We start from the raw sequence: 18,604 nt of genomic DNA, 5'->3' as shown, positions 1-18,604 counted from the left end.
CGGTTAATCTCAAATTAGGAATCGGTTCAGCATGTCGGATTTGATCTGTCGGCGTATCCTGCTCAAGCTTAGTGGCGAAGCCCTGATGGGTTCTGGCGACTTTGGGATTTCACCTGAGGTGATGGCGCGTACTGCGGGTGAGGTGCGGGACCTCGTTGAGGCCGGTCTACAGGTGGGGTTGGTGATTGGTGGCGGAAATATCTTCCGCGGCGCCGGTCTGGCGCAGGGTGGTCTTGATCGGGTGACCGGCGATCACATGGGAATGCTTGCCACTGTAATGAACTCCCTGGCGATGCAGGATGCTCTCACAAAGATCGGCGTTGAGGCCAGAGTGCTCTCTGCGCTGAGCATGCCTGATGTCTGTGAGCCTTTCACGGCGAGGGATGCCAGGCGACATCTGGATACGGGTCGGGTGGCCATCCTGGCTGCAGGCACTGGCAATCCCTATTTCACCACCGATTCCGCCGCGAGTCTGCGTGCAGTCGAGATCCAGGCTGACATGATGATCAAGGCGACCAAGGTAAACGGCGTCTACTCAGCGGATCCAGTGAAGGATCCCGATGCTGAATTCTATCCCCGTCTCACCTACAATCGGGCTTTGGCGGAGAACCTGCAGGTGATGGATGCAACTGCGATTGTGCTCTGCAGGGATAACGATATGCCGCTACGAATTATGAACATCAATGATTCCGGGGCTCTCTTGCGCCTGATGCGCGGAGAAGTCATCGGTTCCTTGGTAGAAAAGGGCGAGTAACATGATCGACGATATCAAGAGTGATGCTGACACCCGTATGGGCAAGAGCGTTGAGGCGCTCTCCCATGAGTTGGCGAAAGTGCGTACCGGGCGAGCCCATCCAAGTCTGCTGGACCATATCCGGGTTGACTATTATGGTTCCGAAGTACCGCTGAGTCAGGTTGCCAATATTAATGTGGAAGATGGTCGCACCCTTGCAGTAACCCCTTGGGAACGACCGATGATCGCAGTGGTCGAGAAGGCGATTTTAACCTCGGATCTGGGCCTCAATCCCATGAGTGCCGGCGCCGTGATCCGGGTTCCCATGCCGCCGTTGACGGAGGAGCGACGCAAGGATCTGATTCGCGTGGTGCGTCATGAGGCGGAAAATGCGCGGGTGGCAATCCGTAATATTCGTCGTGATGCCAATCATAATCTCAAGGATCACATGAAGGAGAAGATGATCTCCGAAGACGATGAACGTCGTGGGCAGGAGATCATTCAAAAACTGACCGATCAGCACGTCAAAGAGGTGGATGCGGCACTGGCGGTGAAAGAAAAGGATTTGATGGAAATCTAAAGGAGTCTCTGAACAAGTCATGGACCTACAGCTTGTGGCTGAAACGCGCTGCTTTTTGTGTAGCCCATCCATGGGCCACACCCCTTCGGGGCTAACACGAAAACCTGTTCCAAACAGGTTTTTCGTTGAAAATCAGCACATTTCATCTCACAATCTGAACGGCCAGGACTTATTCAGAGGCTCCCTGATCACTGTTGCCCGGTGACAGTTCGTTTTGAGCGAATCAAGGTGATGATGAACGGAACCCAATCGGACAGTTCGGAGGCCGAAGGCCGACTGCCTGGACATGTCGCAATCATCATGGATGGTAACGGCCGCTGGGCGCAACGCCGTGGTCTGCCCCGCTACGCGGGTCATCCCGTCGGCGTGGATGCAGTGCGCAATATTGTCGAATGCTGTGTGCAGAAAAAGATCCAGGTCCTTACCCTTTTTGCCTTCAGCAGTGAAAACTGGCACCGGCCCAAGAAAGAGGTCGGCCTGATCATGGATCTTTTCATTCGTGCCCTGGGTAAAGAGGCACGTCGCCTGCACCGAAATGGTGTTCGACTGAAAATTATTGGGGAGCGTGAGGCCTTTTCCGAAAAGCTGCAGCGCAGAATCCTGGAAGTCGAGGAATTGACGGCCGAAAATCGCGGCCTGACCCTGCAGGTCGCCGCCAACTACGGCGGTCGCTGGGATATTACTCAAGCGGCCAAATCCCTGGCCAGGGCAGTGGCGGCAGGTGAGCTCTCTCCCGAGGATATCGATGAAGCGTCGTTGGCCGGTTCACTCTCATTTCCCGATCTGCCGAATCCGGATCTCTTTATTCGTACCGGCGGGGAGCAGCGGCTAAGTAATTTCCTGCTCTGGCAGGCCGCCTATTCCGAACTCTACTTCACTGATCTGCTATGGCCCGATTTCGATACGGCGGCTTTTGAAGACGCGCTCGCCGATTTTGCGGGACGCCAGCGCCGTTTTGGTCGTACCGGTGAGCAGGTGGGAGATCACAAGGCTGAGGCCTCCTGAGTCGCTGATGCTAAAGCAGCGTGTTCTGACAGCATTGATTCTCGCTCCCCTGATTGTTACCGGGGTTCTCTGGTCACCCACACTCTACCTCGCACTGGCGTTGGCCCTGTTTTTGGCTATTTGTGGGTTTGAATGGGCGCGCCTTTCCGGCGCAAACGGCCCTGTTGGCCAGTTTGGCTATATCCTGGTTTTGGGGCTCTGCGTGGCTGCAGTAGCGATGCTGTTGGAGGCACCTACACTACTGCTCTGGCTGTTTGCGCTGGTGGTTTTCTGGTGGATGGTTGTGTTGATACGGTTACGACACTTTCGCGGTGGCGCCGTGGTAGAGGGTTTTAGCCTGACTCAAAGTTTGGAGGGTATCATTGTTTTGGTGCCGGCGTGGCTGGCATGGGTGACGCTCCATCAGGTGCCTGAACAGGGCCCGCAATTGCTGTTGTTTTTGTTGATCCTGATCTGGGCTGCCGATATCGGCGCCTATTTTGCAGGCCGTCGCTTTGGTCGCACCAAACTTGCCCCCGAGGTCAGTCCGGGTAAGACCCGGGAAGGGGTCTACGGCGCTATCGCAGGTTCTCTGGTATGTGGTTTATTTTTTGCTTGGTGGCAGGGATTCTCCTTTGCTGAGTACCCGCTGGCGCTGTTGCTCTGCGTGTTAACTGTGATCTTCTCCGTGATTGGGGATCTTTTTGAGAGCGTACTCAAACGCCTGCGTAACATGAAAGATAGCGGTACTTTGCTGCCTGGGCATGGGGGCATGCTGGATCGCCTCGACAGCCTGACTGCCGCCGGCCCTGTTTTTGTGCTGGGATTGATGCTGATGGGGAAGATCGGATGAAGGGGCTTACCGTGCTGGGTTCCACCGGCTCTATCGGTCTCAGTACCCTGGATGTGATGACCCGTCACCCTGAACGCTACCGCGTGGTTGCATTGACTGCTAACCGCGATGTGGACGGTCTGCTCGGTCAGTGCCTCAGTTTCAAACCGCAGATTGCGGTGATGGCGGATGCAACATCAGCTGCGGAGTTGGCAAAGCGGTTGGCCGAAAATGGCAGTGACGTTGAGGTGTTATCCGGTGTTGCCGGTCTTGAGCAGGTTGCCGCCATGCCGGAGGCCGATTATGTGATGGCGGCGATTGTCGGGGCTGCCGGTCTGTTGCCAGCCATGGCAGCAGTGCGTGCGGGCAAGCGGGTTCTGCTGGCGAATAAAGAGGCTTTGGTGGTTTCCGGACGCCTCTTCATGGAAGCTGCTGAGGCGCATGAGGCTGAGATTCTGCCCATAGACAGCGAACACAATGCGGTCTTTCAATGCATGCCGGCTGACTTTCAGCGCGGATTGGAACAGGTTGGGGTACGCAAGATTCTTCTGACTGCATCTGGCGGGCCTTTTCGCACTATGCCGCTGGAGGGCTTGAAGGCCGTTACCCCCGAGCAGGCCTGCGCCCATCCAAACTGGGATATGGGGCGCAAGATCTCCGTCGATTCCGCCACCATGATGAACAAAGGGCTGGAGGTGATCGAGGCCTGTTGGCTGTTTCACACTTCACCGCAGCAGATTCAGGTGGTACTGCATCCACAGAGCGTGATCCACTCGATGGTGGAGTACAATGATGGCTCGGTGCTGGCACAGTTGGGTAATCCCGATATGCGCACACCCATTGCTCACGCCCTTGCCTGGCCGGAGCGCATCGATTCCGGTGTGGACCGCCTGGATCTGTTTCAGATTGCCAGACTTGATTTTGAGGCCCCTGATCTTGAGCGTTTTCCCTGTTTGCGACTTGCCTATGAGGCGATCGAGGCGGGTGGGACTGCCCCCACGGTGCTGAACGCTGCGAATGAGGTGGCGGTGCAGGCCTTTCTTGAGGGTCGCCTCGGTTTTCTCGGCATACCCACGCTGGTGGAACGGACCCTGAACGCTTTGGAGGTCAGACCTGCCGATAGTCTGGAGCTGTTGCTGGATCAAGATCGTCAAGCCCGGGTCTTTGCGGAACAAGCGCTCTAGTGCTCCTTCAACGTGATAATTACGGATTCAGCGCTCCCGTGGTGTTTTGCAGCAAGGCGCAGCGTGCAGGGAATGGCTATTCCCTTTCCAAACGCTGCAACGCGGCTGCGGGACACCACGGGAGCGCCCTGCGGGTGAGCTTGTCTGCGTCCATGGACTGCGTTGCGCCTCTTGACAAGGGAGCAGCCATTGCCTGCGAGGCGCGCCTTGCCATGAACGCAGACAAGCTCACTGAAACCGCAATTATTACGTTGGAGGAGCACAGATCCACTGTCTCACGTCGAATAGGCTACTGTTTTTAATATGGACTCCCTTCTTTTTACAATCGCGGCGTTTGTCGTTGCGCTGGGTATTCTGATTACCGTACACGAGTTCGGTCACTTCTGGGTGGCCCGCAGGGTCGGTGTGAAGGTACTGCGTTTCTCCATTGGCTTTGGCAAACCGCTTTGGACGCGTGTCGGCAAGAATGACGGCACTGAATATGTCCTTGCCGCTATCCCCCTGGGCGGTTATGTGAAGATGCTGGATGAGCGGGAGGCGCCGGTCGATTCCGGTGAACTGGATCGGGCCTTCAACAGACAGACACTGGCTTCCAGGACGGCAATTGTACTGGCAGGCCCTCTGTCCAATCTGCTGTTTGCCGTCTTCGCCTTCTGGCTGATCTTCGTGACGGGGGATACCGGCATCAAGCCGCTGGTGGGGGAGGTCAAGGCCGAATCCATTGCTGAGCAGGCCGGGTTTCAGACTGGAGACCGCATACTCTCCGTCAATCAGGCGTCTACTCCGACATGGGAGACAGCTGTCTACATGCTGTTGGCGGAATCACTGAATGTCGGACAGATCGCAGTAAGGGTCGAAGATGAGAGTGGCCGGGAGGCGGTTCGATGGCTTGACGCCGGGCGGCTTCAGGAGATGTCTGAGGAGGCCCAGATTCTGCAGAACCTGGGAATTTCGCCCAAGCGTCCCGTAGTCGCGCCGGTTATCGGCACACTGTTGCCGGGTGAAGCTGCAGACAGGGATGGATTGAAAACCGGCGACCTGTTGCTCTCCGTTGATGGCCAATCCCTGGAGAGTTGGGTCGAATGGGTGAAGTATGTACGGGCGCGACCGGAGCAGCGCATGGCTCTGGAAGTCGAGCGTGCAGGGAGTTTGATACGCCTTGAACTGACCCCGGCGGCAATCGAAAGTGAGGGCGAAAGCATCGGTCGAATTGGTGCCAGCGTACATGTGCCGCCCCACCTGATGGACGATTACCAGACAGAGATTCGTTACGGACCTTTGGAGGCAGTTGGCAAGTCGTTGTACAAGACTTGGGATCTCTCTCTGCTGATGCTGAAAATGCTCGGTAAGATGGTGATCGGTGAGGTCTCGGTAAAGAATCTCAGTGGTCCGATCTCCATCGCTGAGTATGCGGGTAAAACCGCCAGTTACGGTCTGATCGATTTCCTTAAATTCCTCGCTGTGGTGAGTATCAGTCTCGGTGTGCTGAATCTGCTGCCGATCCCGGTTCTGGATGGTGGGCACCTCCTCTTTTTTCTGCTTGAGGCAATCAAAGGGGGACCCTTATCGGAAACCTTTATGGAGCATGGACAGAAAATCGGGATGATTCTGCTATTGGCAATGATGAGTCTTGCCTTCTATGTGGATCTCAGTCGTTTGCTGGGCTAGCGGCAAAATATCACTTATACTACCCCGCTTATGTGGAGTCCGGTCTTCACTCCCGCTGATCCCTCGTGTTTGGGACAATCGCCACAGGCGGCAATGGTCGCAGGTATAAAAAATCTAATATTATGTCGTTGCTGGGTGTCCTGAAAAGATTCCTTTCCGGTCTGGCCTTGTTGCTGATGACGGCTGCCGTTATGGGCGCTTCGTCGTTTGTCGTGGAAGATATACGGATCGAAGGTTTGCAGCGTATCTCCGCAGGTACGGTGTTCAACTACCTGCCGGTAAAGGTGGGTGATCAGGTATCATCGGGAGATACGGCCGGCATCATCCGAACGCTGTTCAAAACGGGCTTTTTCAAGGATGTGCGCCTCGAAAGGGAGGATGAAGTGCTGGTGGTGTTCGTGCGAGAACGGCCGGCAGTATCGGAGATCAACCTGAGCGGTAACAAAGATCTGGATACCGATAGGCTGAAGGCCGGCCTGAAAGATATTGGCCTGGCTGAAGGCCGGGTCTTCAAACGCGCGCTACTTGAACGGGTCGAGCAGGAGTTGAACCGCCAGTATTTCTCCCGGGGCAAGTATGGTGTCAGGATCGAATCCACGGTTACGCCCTTGGAGCGCAACCGGGTGGCCGTGGATATCGAAATTTCAGAGGGCATTACCGCCCGTATCAAGAAGATAAACCTTATCGGCAATTTGGCTTTTGAAGATGATGAGCTGCTGGATGAGTTTGCTCTTGGTATCCCGAGCTGGTACGACTTCTTCTCCGATAGAGACAAATACTCGAAACAGGCGCTTTCGGGTGACCTGGAGAAGCTGCGCTCCTACTACCTCGATAGGGGATTTATCGATTTCAAGATAGATTCCACCCAGGTTTCCATTACGCCGGACAAGAAGGATATCTATGTCACGGTCGTAGTATCTGAAGGTGAGGTGTTCACCCTCAGTGGCATCAAGCTTGCGGGGGAGTTGATCGTGCCTTTGGAAGAGCTTTTTCCGCTGATTCACCTCAAACGGGGCGAGGTCTTCTCCCGTAAAAAGACCACCGCCAGTGCAGAGCGGGTCAACAGCCTTCTGTCGGATGCCGGTTACGCCTTCGCCAACGTCAACAGCATTCCCGATATCGATCGTGAAAACCGCCAGGTGGCGATCACCTATTTTGTCGACCCGGGTAAACGGGTCTATGTTCGCCATATCGATATGAGCGGTAACGCAGCGACGCGGGACGAGGTGCTTCGCAGGGAGCTGCGGCAGATGGAATCTGCCTGGTTTTCGGGAGAGAAGGTGCGATTGTCCCGTGAACGCCTGCAGCGCCTGGGTTATTTCGAAGAGGTGAATGTCGAGACCCCCGCTGTTCCTGGGCGGACTGATCAGGTAGATGTTGACTTCAAGGTGAAAGAGAAGGCTTCCGGTAATCTGTCGGCGGGTATCGGCTTCTCTCAGACTCAGGGCCTGATGTTCAATGCAAGCATTACCCAAGACAATTTTCTCGGTACCGGCAAGCGGGTCAGTACCGGTTTCGACACCAGCAAGGCAAATAAGAAGTTCAATATTTCCTATAACAACCCCTACTATACTATTAACGGCATTAGTCGCGGGTTTGAGTTTTCCTACCGTGCCACTGATTTTGGTGAACTCAATATTTCCAGTTATGCGACAGATGTCAGTCGCGTAGGGGTCAGCTTCGGCCTGCCCATCACGGAATACGACAGGCTGCGTTTCAGTCTGGCCTTTGAGGATACCAGGTTCGTGTTGGGTGACTCCCCATCAGATGAGGTGCTGAAATTCGAAGAGGTGAACGGCGACCACTTTCGGGATCTGGAGACGCTTGTCAGCTGGAGCCGTGATACCCGGGATCGTGCCATCTTTCCCACTGTTGGGGGTAAGCAGGTGGCCGCGCTGGAGGTGACTGTGCCAGGCAGTGATCTGCAGTATTATCGTCTCCACTACAAGCACACGCGCTATTTCCCTTTGACAAAAGCCCTTACGCTCAGGTTCAACGGCGAACTGGGTTACGGAGACAGCTACTCAGATACCCCGGTACTGCCCTTTTACCGTAACTTTTTTGCAGGCGGCATTGGCACAGTACGCGGCTTTGAGGAAAATACCCTCGGTCCGAAGGACTCTTTTGGCGATGCGTTGGGAGCAAATTCGAAATTGACGGGTCAAATAGAGTTGCTGGCTCCTCCTCCTGTTGACTCATTTAAAAGCACGATGCGCTGGGGTGCGTTTCTGGATGCCGGTAATGTTTTTGATGTAAAGTTTGGTAATGGTTTCGAGTTAGATGAGGTACGTTACTCTACTGGTCTCATGCTCTCCTGGTTATCACCGGTGGGAGCCTTGGCTTTTAGTCTGGGGTATCCTTTGAACGATAAAGTCGGTGATTCTGTGGAGACGCTGCAGTTTAGCTTCGGAACCACATATTGATTAAGTGGGAGTGATTTTGTGAAAAGATTGGGTAAGATTGGCGGTTTTCTACTGTTGCTGACTTTTTTCGCGGGCAATGCTCTGGCGGAGAGTTATAGCATTGCCTTTGTCAACGCAACCAAAGTTTTTGAGGAGTCGTTGCAGTACAAAGAGGCCCGTAAACGTCTGCAGGCAGAGTTTTCCCGTCGTGAGAAAGATCTGCTCTCCAGTAAAAAGCAGCTGAAGCAGCTCGAAGACAAGCTTCAACGTGATGGTGCTGTGATGAGTGAGTCAGAAGTGAAGCGCCTGGAGCGCGATATTCTCTCCCGTCGTCGTAAGCTCAAGAATGCGCAGACTGAATTTCGCGAGGATCTCAACCTGAGACAGAATGAAGAATTCAAGAAGCTGCGGCAACGGGTACGGGAAGTGATTCAGCAGGTCGGTAAAGAGGAGAAGATCGACCTGATCCTTTCCGATGGCGTGGTCTATTTCAGTGAGAAGATCGATATTTCCGACAAAGTCCTGGAGAAGTTGGGACAGATCCAAGCGAAGTAGGAGTCTGGGGATTGGCGGTTCGACTGGGAGTCTTGGCGGAGATTGCAGGGGCTGAACTGCGAGGCGATCCGCAGATTCTGATCTCAAAAGTTGCGACCCTGCAACAGGCCGGGCCCGATGAGGTCAGCTTTCTGGCGAACACGAAATATCGGCGGCATCTGAAAAAGACGGCCGCAGCTGCGGTGATTCTGAGACCGGAGGATGCCGAATACTGCAACACAGCTCTATTACTGAGTGACAACCCTTATCTCGCTTATGCGAGGGTCTCCCGTCAACTCAATCCTGTCCCTGCCTTTGAGCCGGGCTGCCACGTTTCTGCAGTAGTGGATACTTTAGCCAGTATCGACCCGTCAGCCTTTGTTGGTCCCTGCGTAGTCGTGGGTGCAGGCAGCCGTATCGGGGCAGGTGTATATATCGGACCTGGGTGTATCATTGAGCATGATTGTGTCGTTGCTGATGAATCACGCCTCGTAGCCAATGTGACGCTCTGCCATGGGACTCATGTGGGAGAGCGATGCCTGATCCATCCGGGTGCCGTTCTTGGGAGTGACGGTTTCGGTCTGGCAAACGACGATGGTCGATGGGAGAAGGTACCCCAGACAGGCAGAGTCCGTCTTGGGAACGATGTGGAAGTGGGTGCCAACACCACCATCGACAGGGGTGCACTGGAGGATACGGTGCTGGAAGACGGGGTCAAACTGGATAACCTGATCCAGATCGCTCACAACGTTATTGTCGGCACCAATACCGCAATGGCGAGTGGAGTGGCGGTAGCGGGTTCGACACATATTGGCCGCAACTGCACCCTTGGGGGTATGGTCGGGCTCGTCGGCCACCTGGATATCGGCGATAATGTACACTTTTCGGGAGCGAGCATGGTTACCCGTTCCTTTTCTGAGCCGGGGTACTACAGTGGCAATCTGCCCGCCATGGACAACAAGCAGTGGCGTAAGGCCGTGGCGCGTATTCGCCAACTGGATGAGATGGCGAAGCGTCTACAGCGCCTGGAAAAAAAGGTGGAATCAGTTTCCACGGACCAGGATGGATAACGCATTGATCAAGGGGAGAGAACGTTGGTTGTGATGGACATCGAGAAGGTGCTGCGCCTGTTACCGCACCGCTATCCGTTTTTATTGGTAGATCGGGTATTGGAGTTCGAGAAGGACAAACGTCTGTTGGCATTGAAAAATGTGACCTACAACGAACCCTTCTTCAACGGACATTTTCCCATCAAACCGGTAATGCCGGGTGTTTTGATCGTCGAGGCGATGGCACAGGCTACCGGCCTGCTGGCTCGTGAGTCCCATCCGGAGACCGCTAACGAAAATACCATCTATCTGTTTGTCGGGATCAACAAGGCGCGTTTCAAACGCCCGGTGGTACCCGGTGATCAGCTTGAACTGGAGGTGACTCAGACTGCGATGAGACGTGGTATGGGTATCTTCTCAGGCGTCGCCAGGGTGGATGGGAAGGTGGCGGCTACTGCAGAGGTCATCTGCACCGCAAGAGACGCCACTGAGGCATGAGTCAAATCGATCAACGGGCGGTGATCGATCCCTCCGCGGAGCTGGGCGAAGGGGTTTCTATCGGTCCATTCTCGGTGATCGGGGCCGATGTGAAGATCGGTCGTGGTACCACCATCGGCCCTCATGTCGTTATCAACGGCCCGACCAGGATAGGTGAAGATAGTCGTATCTTTCAGTTTGCGTCGGTCGGCGAGGATCCACAGGACAAAAAGTATGGCGGCGAGCCGACACGGTTGGAGATCGGCGACCGTAACGTCGTCCGCGAGTTCGTTACCATCAATCGGGGAACGCAACAGGATGCGGGAACAACCCGCATTGGCAATGATAATCTCTTCATGGCCTATACCCATGTGGCTCATGACTGCCAGATCGGTAATGACGTCATCATGGCCAACGCCGCTTCTATTGGTGGCCATGTGCATATCAGCGATCACACCATTCTTGGCGGATTTACTATCGTCCATCAATTCTGTCGCATCGGCGCCTACAGCTTTTGCGCCATGGGTTCGGTGATCTCCAAGGACCTGCCGCCCTACGTAATGGTCTCAGGACATCCGGCGAAACCCTATGGGATCAACACCGAAGGGCTGCGGCGCCGTCAATACAGCGAGCAGGCGATCCGCCAGATCAAGCGTGCCTACAAACTGCTCTACAAGTCCCAGTTGCGGCTGGAAGAGGCGATCGAATCGATTCGTGAGATAGCAGGCGAGGCGCCAGAAGTCGGCATTATGGTGGATTTTATTGCGCAGGGCGGACGCAGTATCCTCCGCTAATGACTCGAATTGGTATAGTCGCCAATGAAGTCTCCGGTGATCAACTCGCCGCCTCCCTGATCCATGCATTGAAGGCGAAACGACCAGAATTACGCTTTGAGGGTATGACCGGTCCTGCAATGGAAGCCGAAGGCTGCAAGAGTCTGGCACGCATGGATCCGGTGATGGGGCTGGTGGAGGTGTTGAAGCACCTGCCGGGACTGCTCTCTCTGCGGCGCAGGCTTTTCCACCACTTCCAAATTGCTCCCCCGGACCTCTTTCTTGGTGTGGATGCGCCGGATTTCAATCTGGCGCTGGAAACCCGACTCAAAGCCGAGGGTATCCGGACTGCCCACTTTGTCAGTCCGACCGTCTGGGCCTGGCGTCAGAAGCGCGTAAAAAAACTGTGCCGGGCAGTGGATCTGATGTTATGCATCTTTCCCTTTGAGGTGGATTTTCTCCAGCGGAACAGTGTAACCGCCAGCTATGTGGGGCATCCTTTGGCGGATGAGATTCCCCTAGAGTCGACAGCGCCGGAAGGCATCAGATCCGAGCTGGGGCTCGATCCCGACCGCCCCGTTATTGCGATTCTACCCGGCAGCCGCATGAGCGAACTCGGCATGCTGTCGGCGCCTTTTTTACAGACTGCGATCTGGTGTTTGCAGCGTCATCCTGAGCTGCAATTCGTGGCGCCGATGGTGAACGCGAAGATTCGGACAGCTTTTTCTGAGCAGATCGTTGAGGTTGCACCGGATCTACCCATCATCCTGCTCGATGGTGAGGCGCGTAAGGCGATCCAGGCGGCTGACGTTGTGCTGACTGCCTCGGGCACTGCGACGCTGGAAACGCTTCTATTGAAACGCCCAATGGTTGTAGGTTATCGGTTGGCAGCCCTGACATACTGGCTGGTAAAGACCTTCAATCTAGTGAAGATCCCCCACATGGCGATGGCCAATCTGATCGCTGAAGAGCGCCTCGCACCGGAGTTTCTGCAGGGTGAGGTCAGGCCGGAGACGCTTGGACAGGCGCTGCTCGATTTTCTCGAATCACCGGCCAGGCGGGCTGGCGTCGTCACCAGATATCGACAGCTGCACGAAGGGTTGCGTTGTGATGCTGCAAACCGGGCCGCGGATGCAGTGTTGGCACTTATCGATCAATAAATAGAGGAGTTCTGAGATGGACTTTTTCATTGCCGGCGTTGATGAGGTGGGTCGCGGGCCATTGGCGGGCCCCGTGGTGGCTGCTGCGGTGATTCTCGATCCGGCAAACCCGATAGAGGGCTTGGCGGATTCCAAAAAGCTCAGTGAAAAACGCCGTGAAACCCTCTCCGGGTTGATTCGTGAACGCTCTCTGGCCTGGGCGCTCGGGCGTGCTGAGGTCGAGGAGATCGACGAGATCAATATTCTTCAAGCCAGTCTGCTGGCTATGCAGCGGGCGGTTGAAGCGTTGTATATGTCACCGCACAAGGCGCTGGTGGATGGCAAGCATGTTCCAAGCCTGTCCTGTGAGGTGGAGGCGATCATCGGCGGCGACAGTAGTGTCAAAGCGATCGGCGCAGCCTCCATCATTGCCAAGGTTGCCCGTGACCGGGAGATGGTGGAGATGGATCAGCGCTATCCCGGTTATGGTCTGGCGAGACATAAAGGCTACCCCACCAAGATGCATCTGGAGGCGCTCAGGGAATTGGGTGTTACGCCGATCCACCGTCGTTCATTCGGGCCGGTCAGACGCCTCCTGGAGGATTAATGAGCCCCTGAACGATTCAGACGCTCCTTACGGACAGTGCATATATTCTGGAAATTGGAGGGTTTTTGGGTGGATAATGGCGCGAACTGGTGATGATACACCGGATTGGGCAGAGCCATCTTGAAAGTGACACCCAAAAAATGAGCGTCAGCTGGCGTGAAAATAAAACAGAGGATAAGAGTCAGGAGTTATTTTATGGGGAACCCGGAGCAACAATTGGATCGGGAAGAGATCAAGGCCAGGCTGCGTGAGATTATCAAGGAGCAGTTGGAGGTCGACGAGGTCGAGTACGACGAGAACAATCTGGACAATCTCACCGAATTGGAGATCGACTCGCTCTCTTTTGTTGAAATCATCTTTGAAATAGAGGACAAGTTCGACGTTAAGTCTGCCGGTGGTTTCAGTGATGATCAGCTTAAAGAGATTAAAACCACAGACGATATTGCCGATCTGATTATTGCTGCCAAGTCGGCTTCATGAGCGCTGGCGGCAGGGTGGCGATCACAGGCCTTGGTGTGGTGTCGCCGGTTGGTAACGACATCCACGCTTTCTGGAAGAACTCGGTCGCCGGTGTCAGCGGCATTCGACCGATCGAGCGTTTTGATTCAGCCAATTTCGGTTGTAAGGTTGCCGGCCAGGTCGAGGGACTTTCCGAGAGCCCTTTCTATAAGAAAAAATACATCAGGATAGACCCCTGCAGTGCAATGGGACTGGTTGCAGCCAGCCAGGCTCTGGCTCAGGCCGGCATAGAGACGGGTGGTGAGAAGCGGGTCCGCTATGGTGTCTATTCCGGTACTGGTATCGGTGGTGTGACCACCCATGAAACCGCCTGCCTGAAATATGCTGCCAAGCCTGATGACCCTCGTATCAGTCCGCTCGCCATCGTGCGGGTGATGAATAATGCAGGCGCCTCTGAGATTGCAATGCATTTTGGCTTTGCCGGCGAGTCACTTACTGTCTCAACCGCTTGCGCAGCCGGCCTGCAGGCCCTGGGAGAAGCCTCCCGCGCTATTCGTGACGATCGAGCAGACCTGATTGTGGCAGGCGGTAGCGATGCCCCCCTCTCCCGCCCTCTCTACTCCGCTTGGCAGAGCATGCGGGTCATGTCGTCTTGGGGGGGGGATCCCGCAGCTGCTTCGCGCCCGTTCAGTGGTGATCGTAGTGGTTTGGTATTGGCGGAGGGTGCCGCCTATGTCATTTTGGAGAGCGAGGTGCACGCTCGTGGCCGTGGCGCTGAAATCCTCGGCTTTGTGGATGGATATGCTTCCAACACCTGTCATGGTCACATCACTCGGCCAAGTATGGAACATGAGGTTGACGTGATGGGAAACGCGCTGAAAAGTGCAGGGATTACCATTGATGATGTTGACTATATCCATGCCCATGGCACGGGGACCGAGGCTAACGATGTGATAGAAACCGACGCCATAAAAGCGGTGTTTGGTGAGCGTGCCGCCGATGTTCCGATTACTTCAGGCAAGTCGATGCTGGGGCATACTTTGGGTGCTTCGGGTGTCTTCGGGCTGATCTCGGCACTGTTGAGCCTCAACAAGGGTATCGCCATCCCCACCATCAACCTGGATAACCCGGATCCCAAGTGTGACTTGAACTATGTGGCAAACAAGGCCCAGCCTTTGTCCAGAAGTCGTACTGCCATGGTGAATGCGTTTGGTTTTGGTGGAACAAACTGCACGGCAGTGATCAGTAAGGCTCAATAGACATTATCTTTCTGAAACAAGTATGTAGGATGCGGTTCGCAAGCTCACCAGCATCCTACGTCTTATTTATTGCTGTCATCCAGCTCTCGGTTACTGAAATCAAGGAGACGTTCGACTTCGTGATTGAACCGCTGCAGTTTTTCCAGAGTTTTTGCTTCGTCTCTTGATTTGCTGACCGCTTCCAGGTGAGTGACAGCAAGATTCAATGCTGGAACCCCGCAGATCGAAGTGGCTCCATGCAGGCGGTGAACATTCTCTCTAAGGTCGTCCCACTGCCGGGCAGCATGATTCCCACGGATTACCCCGGCCTGTTCCGGCAGTTCACTGCAAAACTGCTTGAACATTTCATCTACAAGTTTTTTATTGCCTCCAGCAATATTTAACGCTTTTTCTTCATCCCTGATTGGGAGGTTAGCGTCTGAGTCAACTGACTCATTTGCGGTTGCCATTGCCTGAGCCAGTTGAGGTTTTTCCCCCCGTAACAGTGGAAGTATTACGTTCAGAAGTTGAGATTCGGTATATGGTTTTAGCAGATAGCCATCCATGCCCGCAGCTATTACCTCATTTCGTGTCTCGGGTACCACGTCAGCAGTGAGTGCGACGATCGGCGGTGAGTTGGAGCGATTCGCACAGTTCTCACGAATTCTTTTTGCGGCGTCCGTACCTTTGAGTTTCGGCATGTGGACATCCATTAGTATCAGGTCAAACTGGTTTTTTATGGCCAGATCAATGGCTTCAGTGCCGGTATTCGCTTCTGAAACAATAGCGCCCTTTTCAGAAAGGAGGATGTTCATCAGTTCCAGATTAATATGATTGTCATCCACGACAAGGATCCTTTTCCCCTTTAATGAGGTGTCGCTATCAATGTTTGAGGCAATTGTTGAGTGGTCGTGAGCTTCACCGGCGGAAAAAATCTCCTTAAGGATGTTATCGAGAGTCTCGCTGCCCAAGGGTTTGGAAAGAGACCAGGTAGTATTGTCGATGTGGAAATTTTCTATGGTGTTTCGATCTGATGCACTGAGAAGTACCAGGACAGGTAGATTGAAAGAAGTCAGGAAACCCTTTGCTGTTATATCTGCGTAACCTGAGGTTATTTCATCTTTTGTAAAGCCGCATACGATCAAATCTGCAAGAGAGAGGATCGGTTCATCCGTGTCGACAGTCTCCAAATCCTTGGTCAAAAATCCTCGTTTAAGAAATTGATGTTTGATGGATAGGCGAGATAGTTTGTGCTGATCGATGATCAGGCAGTTTTTGTTATAGAATTGTGCTGCTTGTGGTTTGTTGTTTTCAGTGTCATCTTTTTTCAGAGTCAGCGTGACCCGAAAACAGGAACCCTGCCCGTGTGTACTGTCCACATCGATGCTGCCACCCATCGATTGGGCCAACTTCCTGGAAATGCTCAGTCCAAGGCCGGTGCCGCCATACATTCTGCTGGTAGATGTATCAGCTTGTTGAAATGCATGGAAAAGATGCTCTTGCGCATCATGGTCGATACCAATGCCTGTATCGGTTACCGTGAAACTCAGTGTACATTCGCTATCTGTCTCATGCTCAAGCATGACCCGAACAATGACTTCACCCTGGTGAGTGAATTTGATTGCATTACTCAACAGATTGACAAGAATTTGCCTGATTCTGGTTATATCGCCGATCAGTCTGTCAGGAACGTCGGAGTAGACCATCAGTACAAGTTCCAGGTCTTTGTCCTGGGCCGATGGTGCCAGCAGTACAACGGGATCTTCAAAACACTCGGTCACAGAAAAACTTGAGCTGTCTGGTTCCAGTCTGCCGTATTCAAGCTTTGAATAGTCCAGGATATGGTTGATGATCTCCAGTAAGTTGGTAGCAGATTTGGTGATTGTGTTGACGACATCTTTCTGTTTTTTATCAAGATTCATCTTTTTGAGTAAGTTCGCAAAACCCAGAACGCCATTCATGGGTGTTCTGATCTCATGACTCATGTTGGCAAGAAATTCTGATTTTACATGGCTTGCCATGAGCGCACGTTTTCTTGCCAAGTCGAGTTCGACATTCTGTATTTCCAGCGCTTCCATTGTTTGAGTCAGGTCTGAAGTTGCCTGATCAATCTGCTGTTGCATGGTTTCCTGGGACAGTTTCAACTCTCTAGCCATTGTGTTGAAACTCTCTTCAAGACTGGCGATTTCCCGGTAAGATTTTTCTGGAATCAAGGTGGAGAAGTCACCGGCTCGCATCTGCACCACTGCCCTTGTCAGGCGCGAAATGGGGCCCGTTACCCGCTTGCTGAGTGCAAGTGAGAAGAGAATGGTTCCAATTAGTCCGAACCACAGTATAAGAAGGCTGTTGCGCATAATTCGGCGTTTGTTGGCCAGCAGTCTTTTCGTGCTGATAGTGATGGCAACGCTGCCCAATGAGGCGGTACCTGACAAGGCGGTTAGTTCAGGTTCCTCGCTTTGTTCAGGATAGTCCGAGACATCAATCGGCATGATTTCTCTACCGACATGTGCACGAAAAGTAATATGGTTGTCGGTGGAGTTGATACTCCCTGTCATTGGATTATTGGAATGGCTATTTATGTTGGCAAGTGTGTTATTTGATTCGTCGAGTACTCGGATTTCACTGACATCGCTGTGACGAAAGATCGATTTTAGATTTGTTTTCAGGGTTGTCGAGTCACGGGTAAACAATCCCGTAGTGCTTAACGCGGCGGCTTCATTGGCAATAGCCTGTCCACGTTCGTTGAATGCATCGAAGAGATTATCCAATTGCGTATTGATCAGATAGGTGATCAATGGTACTGCCAGGGCGATTGCGGGCAGTAACCCTGCAATCAATGCTTGTGTTCTGAAGGTTTTAAATTGATTCAGGATCATGGTGTTTTGCCTGTACTGATCTGATCTCTGAGGTGAGTTTCTGAAGGAAGTTTAATCCCCAATGACCTTGCTACTTTTCTATTGACGCTAACAGAGAAATATTTCGGATATTTCGGCCCTTTTATAAGATTGGTTTTAGTGCTGAGATGGCTGGCGGAGACATCGACTATATGCCGTGCAATATCATCGGGGGTGGAATGAACAGCGGAAATGGCACCGGCCTTTACATAGGCGGCTGAAAATCCCACAACGGGCACCTGTTTGCGATAGGTAGATGTGAGTATATTGGATATGGTCTTTCTGTTATGGATGTTGGCATCGGGCAGCGCCAGAAGAACGTCTGAACTTTCCAATAATTTCCCAAGTTTGCTGCCAAGTTCTCTGCTGTTGACAGCTTCTGCCAGTGTTATTGTGATCCCCAGCTTATTTTCGCTCTTTCGCAAGATGGATTCAGAAGGACGGTTATTCTTATGGACCAATATTCCGATACGTTTTCCTCCGCCAGTAGAGAGTTTTGCCAGCCTGAGGTTGCGTTCAAGTGGCTGATTGAGATAGATCGTATCCGTTTCCTGAAAGAGTCTGTCGCTGATGTTTGATTTTTTATCCGGTAGCATCGGTATCATTGCGTGGATGGTCTTGTTCGTGACGCCATGATCCCGTGTAAATTTTGCGGCTTTTGATCCGAGTGTGATAATCAAGTCGCTATGTTTGGACCATTCGGGTTTCAGATTAGTTGGGATTGATGATGTGGTGTCGACCTCAGTGCAGATGTCGGGATGACTTTCGCAGTAGAGAATAAAATAGTGTTCAATGGCATTGATCACCTTATCGTAAACAGTTGCGTTTCCGCTTTTTATGATCAGAATGTTATGCTGTCTTTCTATTTCCCGTGAATAGGCATGTCCAGCGATAAAATGCTGTGCCAGGAAAAGCAACAATAAAACACGGCAGAAACGCCCTAATGCGGACAGGGCGTTACCTGTCCGCAGGGCTGTCAATTTGCCGTTAGTAAACAAGTTCCGGGTTCCTTATGCTTTTCGCTTTTTTGGGCAAGCGGGCTTTCAATCCA

17 protein-coding genes are annotated in these 18,604 nt (G+C 53.2%); 15 read left to right on the top strand and 2 right to left on the bottom strand.

The window, feature by feature from the left end:
* Positions 1-31 precede the first annotated feature (31 nt).
* The 15 genes from pyrH (at position 32) to HPY30_04285 (ending at position 14,680) form a co-directional block, all read left to right on the top strand.
* A complete protein-coding gene (gene pyrH / locus HPY30_04355) occupies positions 32-754 on the top strand; it encodes a UMP kinase (GenBank protein QYZ65285.1) in 723 nt (240 codons plus the stop codon).
* Between the two features lies 1 nt (position 755).
* Positions 756-1,313, top strand: a complete 558-nt coding sequence (gene frr, locus HPY30_04350; protein ID QYZ65284.1) for a ribosome recycling factor — start codon at positions 756-758, stop codon at positions 1,311-1,313.
* A 234-nt stretch (positions 1,314-1,547) separates the two neighbouring features.
* On the top strand, positions 1,548-2,318 hold the full coding sequence (gene uppS / locus HPY30_04345) for a di-trans,poly-cis-decaprenylcistransferase (GenBank protein ID QYZ67902.1): 771 nt from the start codon (positions 1,548-1,550) through the stop codon (positions 2,316-2,318).
* Positions 2,319-2,325: 7 nt separating this feature from the next.
* Positions 2,326-3,150, top strand: coding sequence for a phosphatidate cytidylyltransferase (locus HPY30_04340; GenBank protein QYZ65283.1), 825 nt, complete (start codon positions 2,326-2,328; stop codon positions 3,148-3,150).
* Complete coding sequence (locus tag HPY30_04335; protein ID QYZ65282.1) at positions 3,147-4,313, top strand: 1-deoxy-D-xylulose-5-phosphate reductoisomerase; 1,167 nt, start codon at positions 3,147-3,149, stop codon at positions 4,311-4,313. The genes HPY30_04340 and HPY30_04335 overlap by 4 nt, the downstream gene beginning before the upstream one ends.
* Before the next feature lie 303 nt (positions 4,314-4,616).
* A complete protein-coding gene (gene rseP, locus HPY30_04330) occupies positions 4,617-5,981 on the top strand; it encodes a sigma E protease regulator RseP (GenBank protein QYZ65281.1) in 1,365 nt (454 codons plus the stop codon).
* A 191-nt stretch (positions 5,982-6,172) separates the two neighbouring features.
* A complete protein-coding gene (gene bamA, locus HPY30_04325) occupies positions 6,173-8,404 on the top strand; it encodes an outer membrane protein assembly factor BamA (GenBank protein ID QYZ67901.1) in 2,232 nt (743 codons plus the stop codon).
* A gap of 36 nt (positions 8,405-8,440) precedes the next feature.
* Positions 8,441-8,938, top strand: a complete 498-nt coding sequence (locus HPY30_04320) for an OmpH family outer membrane protein (GenBank protein QYZ67900.1) — start codon at positions 8,441-8,443, stop codon at positions 8,936-8,938.
* A gap of 11 nt (positions 8,939-8,949) precedes the next feature.
* Positions 8,950-9,987, top strand: coding sequence for a UDP-3-O-(3-hydroxymyristoyl)glucosamine N-acyltransferase (gene lpxD, locus HPY30_04315; protein ID QYZ65280.1), 1,038 nt, complete (start codon positions 8,950-8,952; stop codon positions 9,985-9,987).
* A 33-nt stretch (positions 9,988-10,020) separates the two neighbouring features.
* A complete protein-coding gene (gene fabZ, locus HPY30_04310; GenBank protein ID QYZ65279.1) occupies positions 10,021-10,464 on the top strand; it encodes a 3-hydroxyacyl-ACP dehydratase FabZ in 444 nt (147 codons plus the stop codon).
* On the top strand, positions 10,461-11,237 hold the full coding sequence (gene lpxA / locus HPY30_04305; protein QYZ65278.1) for an acyl-ACP--UDP-N-acetylglucosamine O-acyltransferase: 777 nt from the start codon (positions 10,461-10,463) through the stop codon (positions 11,235-11,237). The genes fabZ and lpxA overlap by 4 nt, the downstream gene beginning before the upstream one ends.
* Positions 11,237-12,376 (top strand): lipid-A-disaccharide synthase, encoded by a 1,140-nt coding sequence (lpxB, locus tag HPY30_04300; protein QYZ65277.1) that lies wholly within the window; start codon positions 11,237-11,239, stop codon positions 12,374-12,376. Before lpxA ends, lpxB begins: the two co-directional genes overlap by 1 nt.
* A 16-nt stretch (positions 12,377-12,392) precedes the next feature.
* Entirely contained in the window at positions 12,393-12,962 is a 570-nt protein-coding gene (gene rnhB / locus HPY30_04295; GenBank protein QYZ65276.1) for a ribonuclease HII, read from the top strand.
* Positions 12,963-13,193: 231 nt separating this feature from the next.
* On the top strand, positions 13,194-13,442 hold the full coding sequence (locus HPY30_04290) for an acyl carrier protein (GenBank protein QYZ67899.1): 249 nt from the start codon (positions 13,194-13,196) through the stop codon (positions 13,440-13,442).
* Positions 13,439-14,680: a beta-ketoacyl-[acyl-carrier-protein] synthase family protein gene (locus HPY30_04285; GenBank protein QYZ65275.1), complete on the top strand. Its 1,242-nt coding sequence runs from the start codon at positions 13,439-13,441 to the stop codon at positions 14,678-14,680. Before HPY30_04290 ends, HPY30_04285 begins: the two co-directional genes overlap by 4 nt.
* A gap of 62 nt (positions 14,681-14,742) precedes the next feature.
* On the opposite strand, the gene HPY30_04280 is transcribed toward HPY30_04285, so the two are convergent.
* Both HPY30_04280 and HPY30_04275 read right to left on the bottom strand, forming a co-directional pair.
* Positions 14,743-17,535, bottom strand: a complete 2,793-nt coding sequence (locus tag HPY30_04280; GenBank protein ID QYZ65274.1) for a response regulator — start codon at positions 17,533-17,535, stop codon at positions 14,743-14,745.
* Positions 17,532-18,551: a hypothetical protein gene (locus HPY30_04275; protein QYZ65273.1), complete on the bottom strand. Its 1,020-nt coding sequence runs from the start codon at positions 18,549-18,551 to the stop codon at positions 17,532-17,534. The genes HPY30_04280 and HPY30_04275 overlap by 4 nt, the downstream gene beginning before the upstream one ends.
* Between the last annotated feature and the right edge of the window lie 53 nt (positions 18,552-18,604).

This window comes from Gammaproteobacteria bacterium (ex Lamellibrachia satsuma), assembly GCA_019623805.1.
Taxonomy (GTDB): domain Bacteria; phylum Pseudomonadota; class Gammaproteobacteria; order Chromatiales; family Chromatiaceae; genus QGON01.
The sequence above is the reverse complement of the archived record's forward strand: the minus strand, read 5'-3'. Positions and strand labels throughout refer to the sequence as shown.

What these genes read in the sequence shown, in the direction of transcription:
- pyrH (QYZ65285.1), top strand. Translation starts at nt 32, where the DNA reads ATGTCGGATTTGATCTGTCGGCGTATCCTGCTCAAGCTTAGTGGCGAA.
- frr (QYZ65284.1), top strand. Translation starts at nt 756, where the DNA reads ATGATCGACGATATCAAGAGTGATGCTGACACCCGTATGGGCAAGAGC.
- uppS (QYZ67902.1), top strand. Translation starts at nt 1,548, where the DNA reads ATGAACGGAACCCAATCGGACAGTTCGGAGGCCGAAGGCCGACTGCCT.
- HPY30_04340 (QYZ65283.1), top strand. Translation starts at nt 2,326, where the DNA reads ATGCTAAAGCAGCGTGTTCTGACAGCATTGATTCTCGCTCCCCTGATT.
- HPY30_04335 (QYZ65282.1), top strand. Translation starts at nt 3,147, where the DNA reads ATGAAGGGGCTTACCGTGCTGGGTTCCACCGGCTCTATCGGTCTCAGT.
- rseP (QYZ65281.1), top strand. Translation starts at nt 4,617, where the DNA reads ATGGACTCCCTTCTTTTTACAATCGCGGCGTTTGTCGTTGCGCTGGGT.
- bamA (QYZ67901.1), top strand. Translation starts at nt 6,173, where the DNA reads ATGGGCGCTTCGTCGTTTGTCGTGGAAGATATACGGATCGAAGGTTTG.
- fabZ (QYZ65279.1), top strand. Translation starts at nt 10,021, where the DNA reads ATGGACATCGAGAAGGTGCTGCGCCTGTTACCGCACCGCTATCCGTTT.
- lpxA (QYZ65278.1), top strand. Translation starts at nt 10,461, where the DNA reads ATGAGTCAAATCGATCAACGGGCGGTGATCGATCCCTCCGCGGAGCTG.
- lpxB (QYZ65277.1), top strand. Translation starts at nt 11,237, where the DNA reads ATGACTCGAATTGGTATAGTCGCCAATGAAGTCTCCGGTGATCAACTC.
- rnhB (QYZ65276.1), top strand. Translation starts at nt 12,393, where the DNA reads ATGGACTTTTTCATTGCCGGCGTTGATGAGGTGGGTCGCGGGCCATTG.
- HPY30_04285 (QYZ65275.1), top strand. Translation starts at nt 13,439, where the DNA reads ATGAGCGCTGGCGGCAGGGTGGCGATCACAGGCCTTGGTGTGGTGTCG.
- HPY30_04280 (QYZ65274.1), bottom strand. Translation starts at nt 17,535, where the DNA reads ATGATCCTGAATCAATTTAAAACCTTCAGAACACAAGCATTGATTGCA.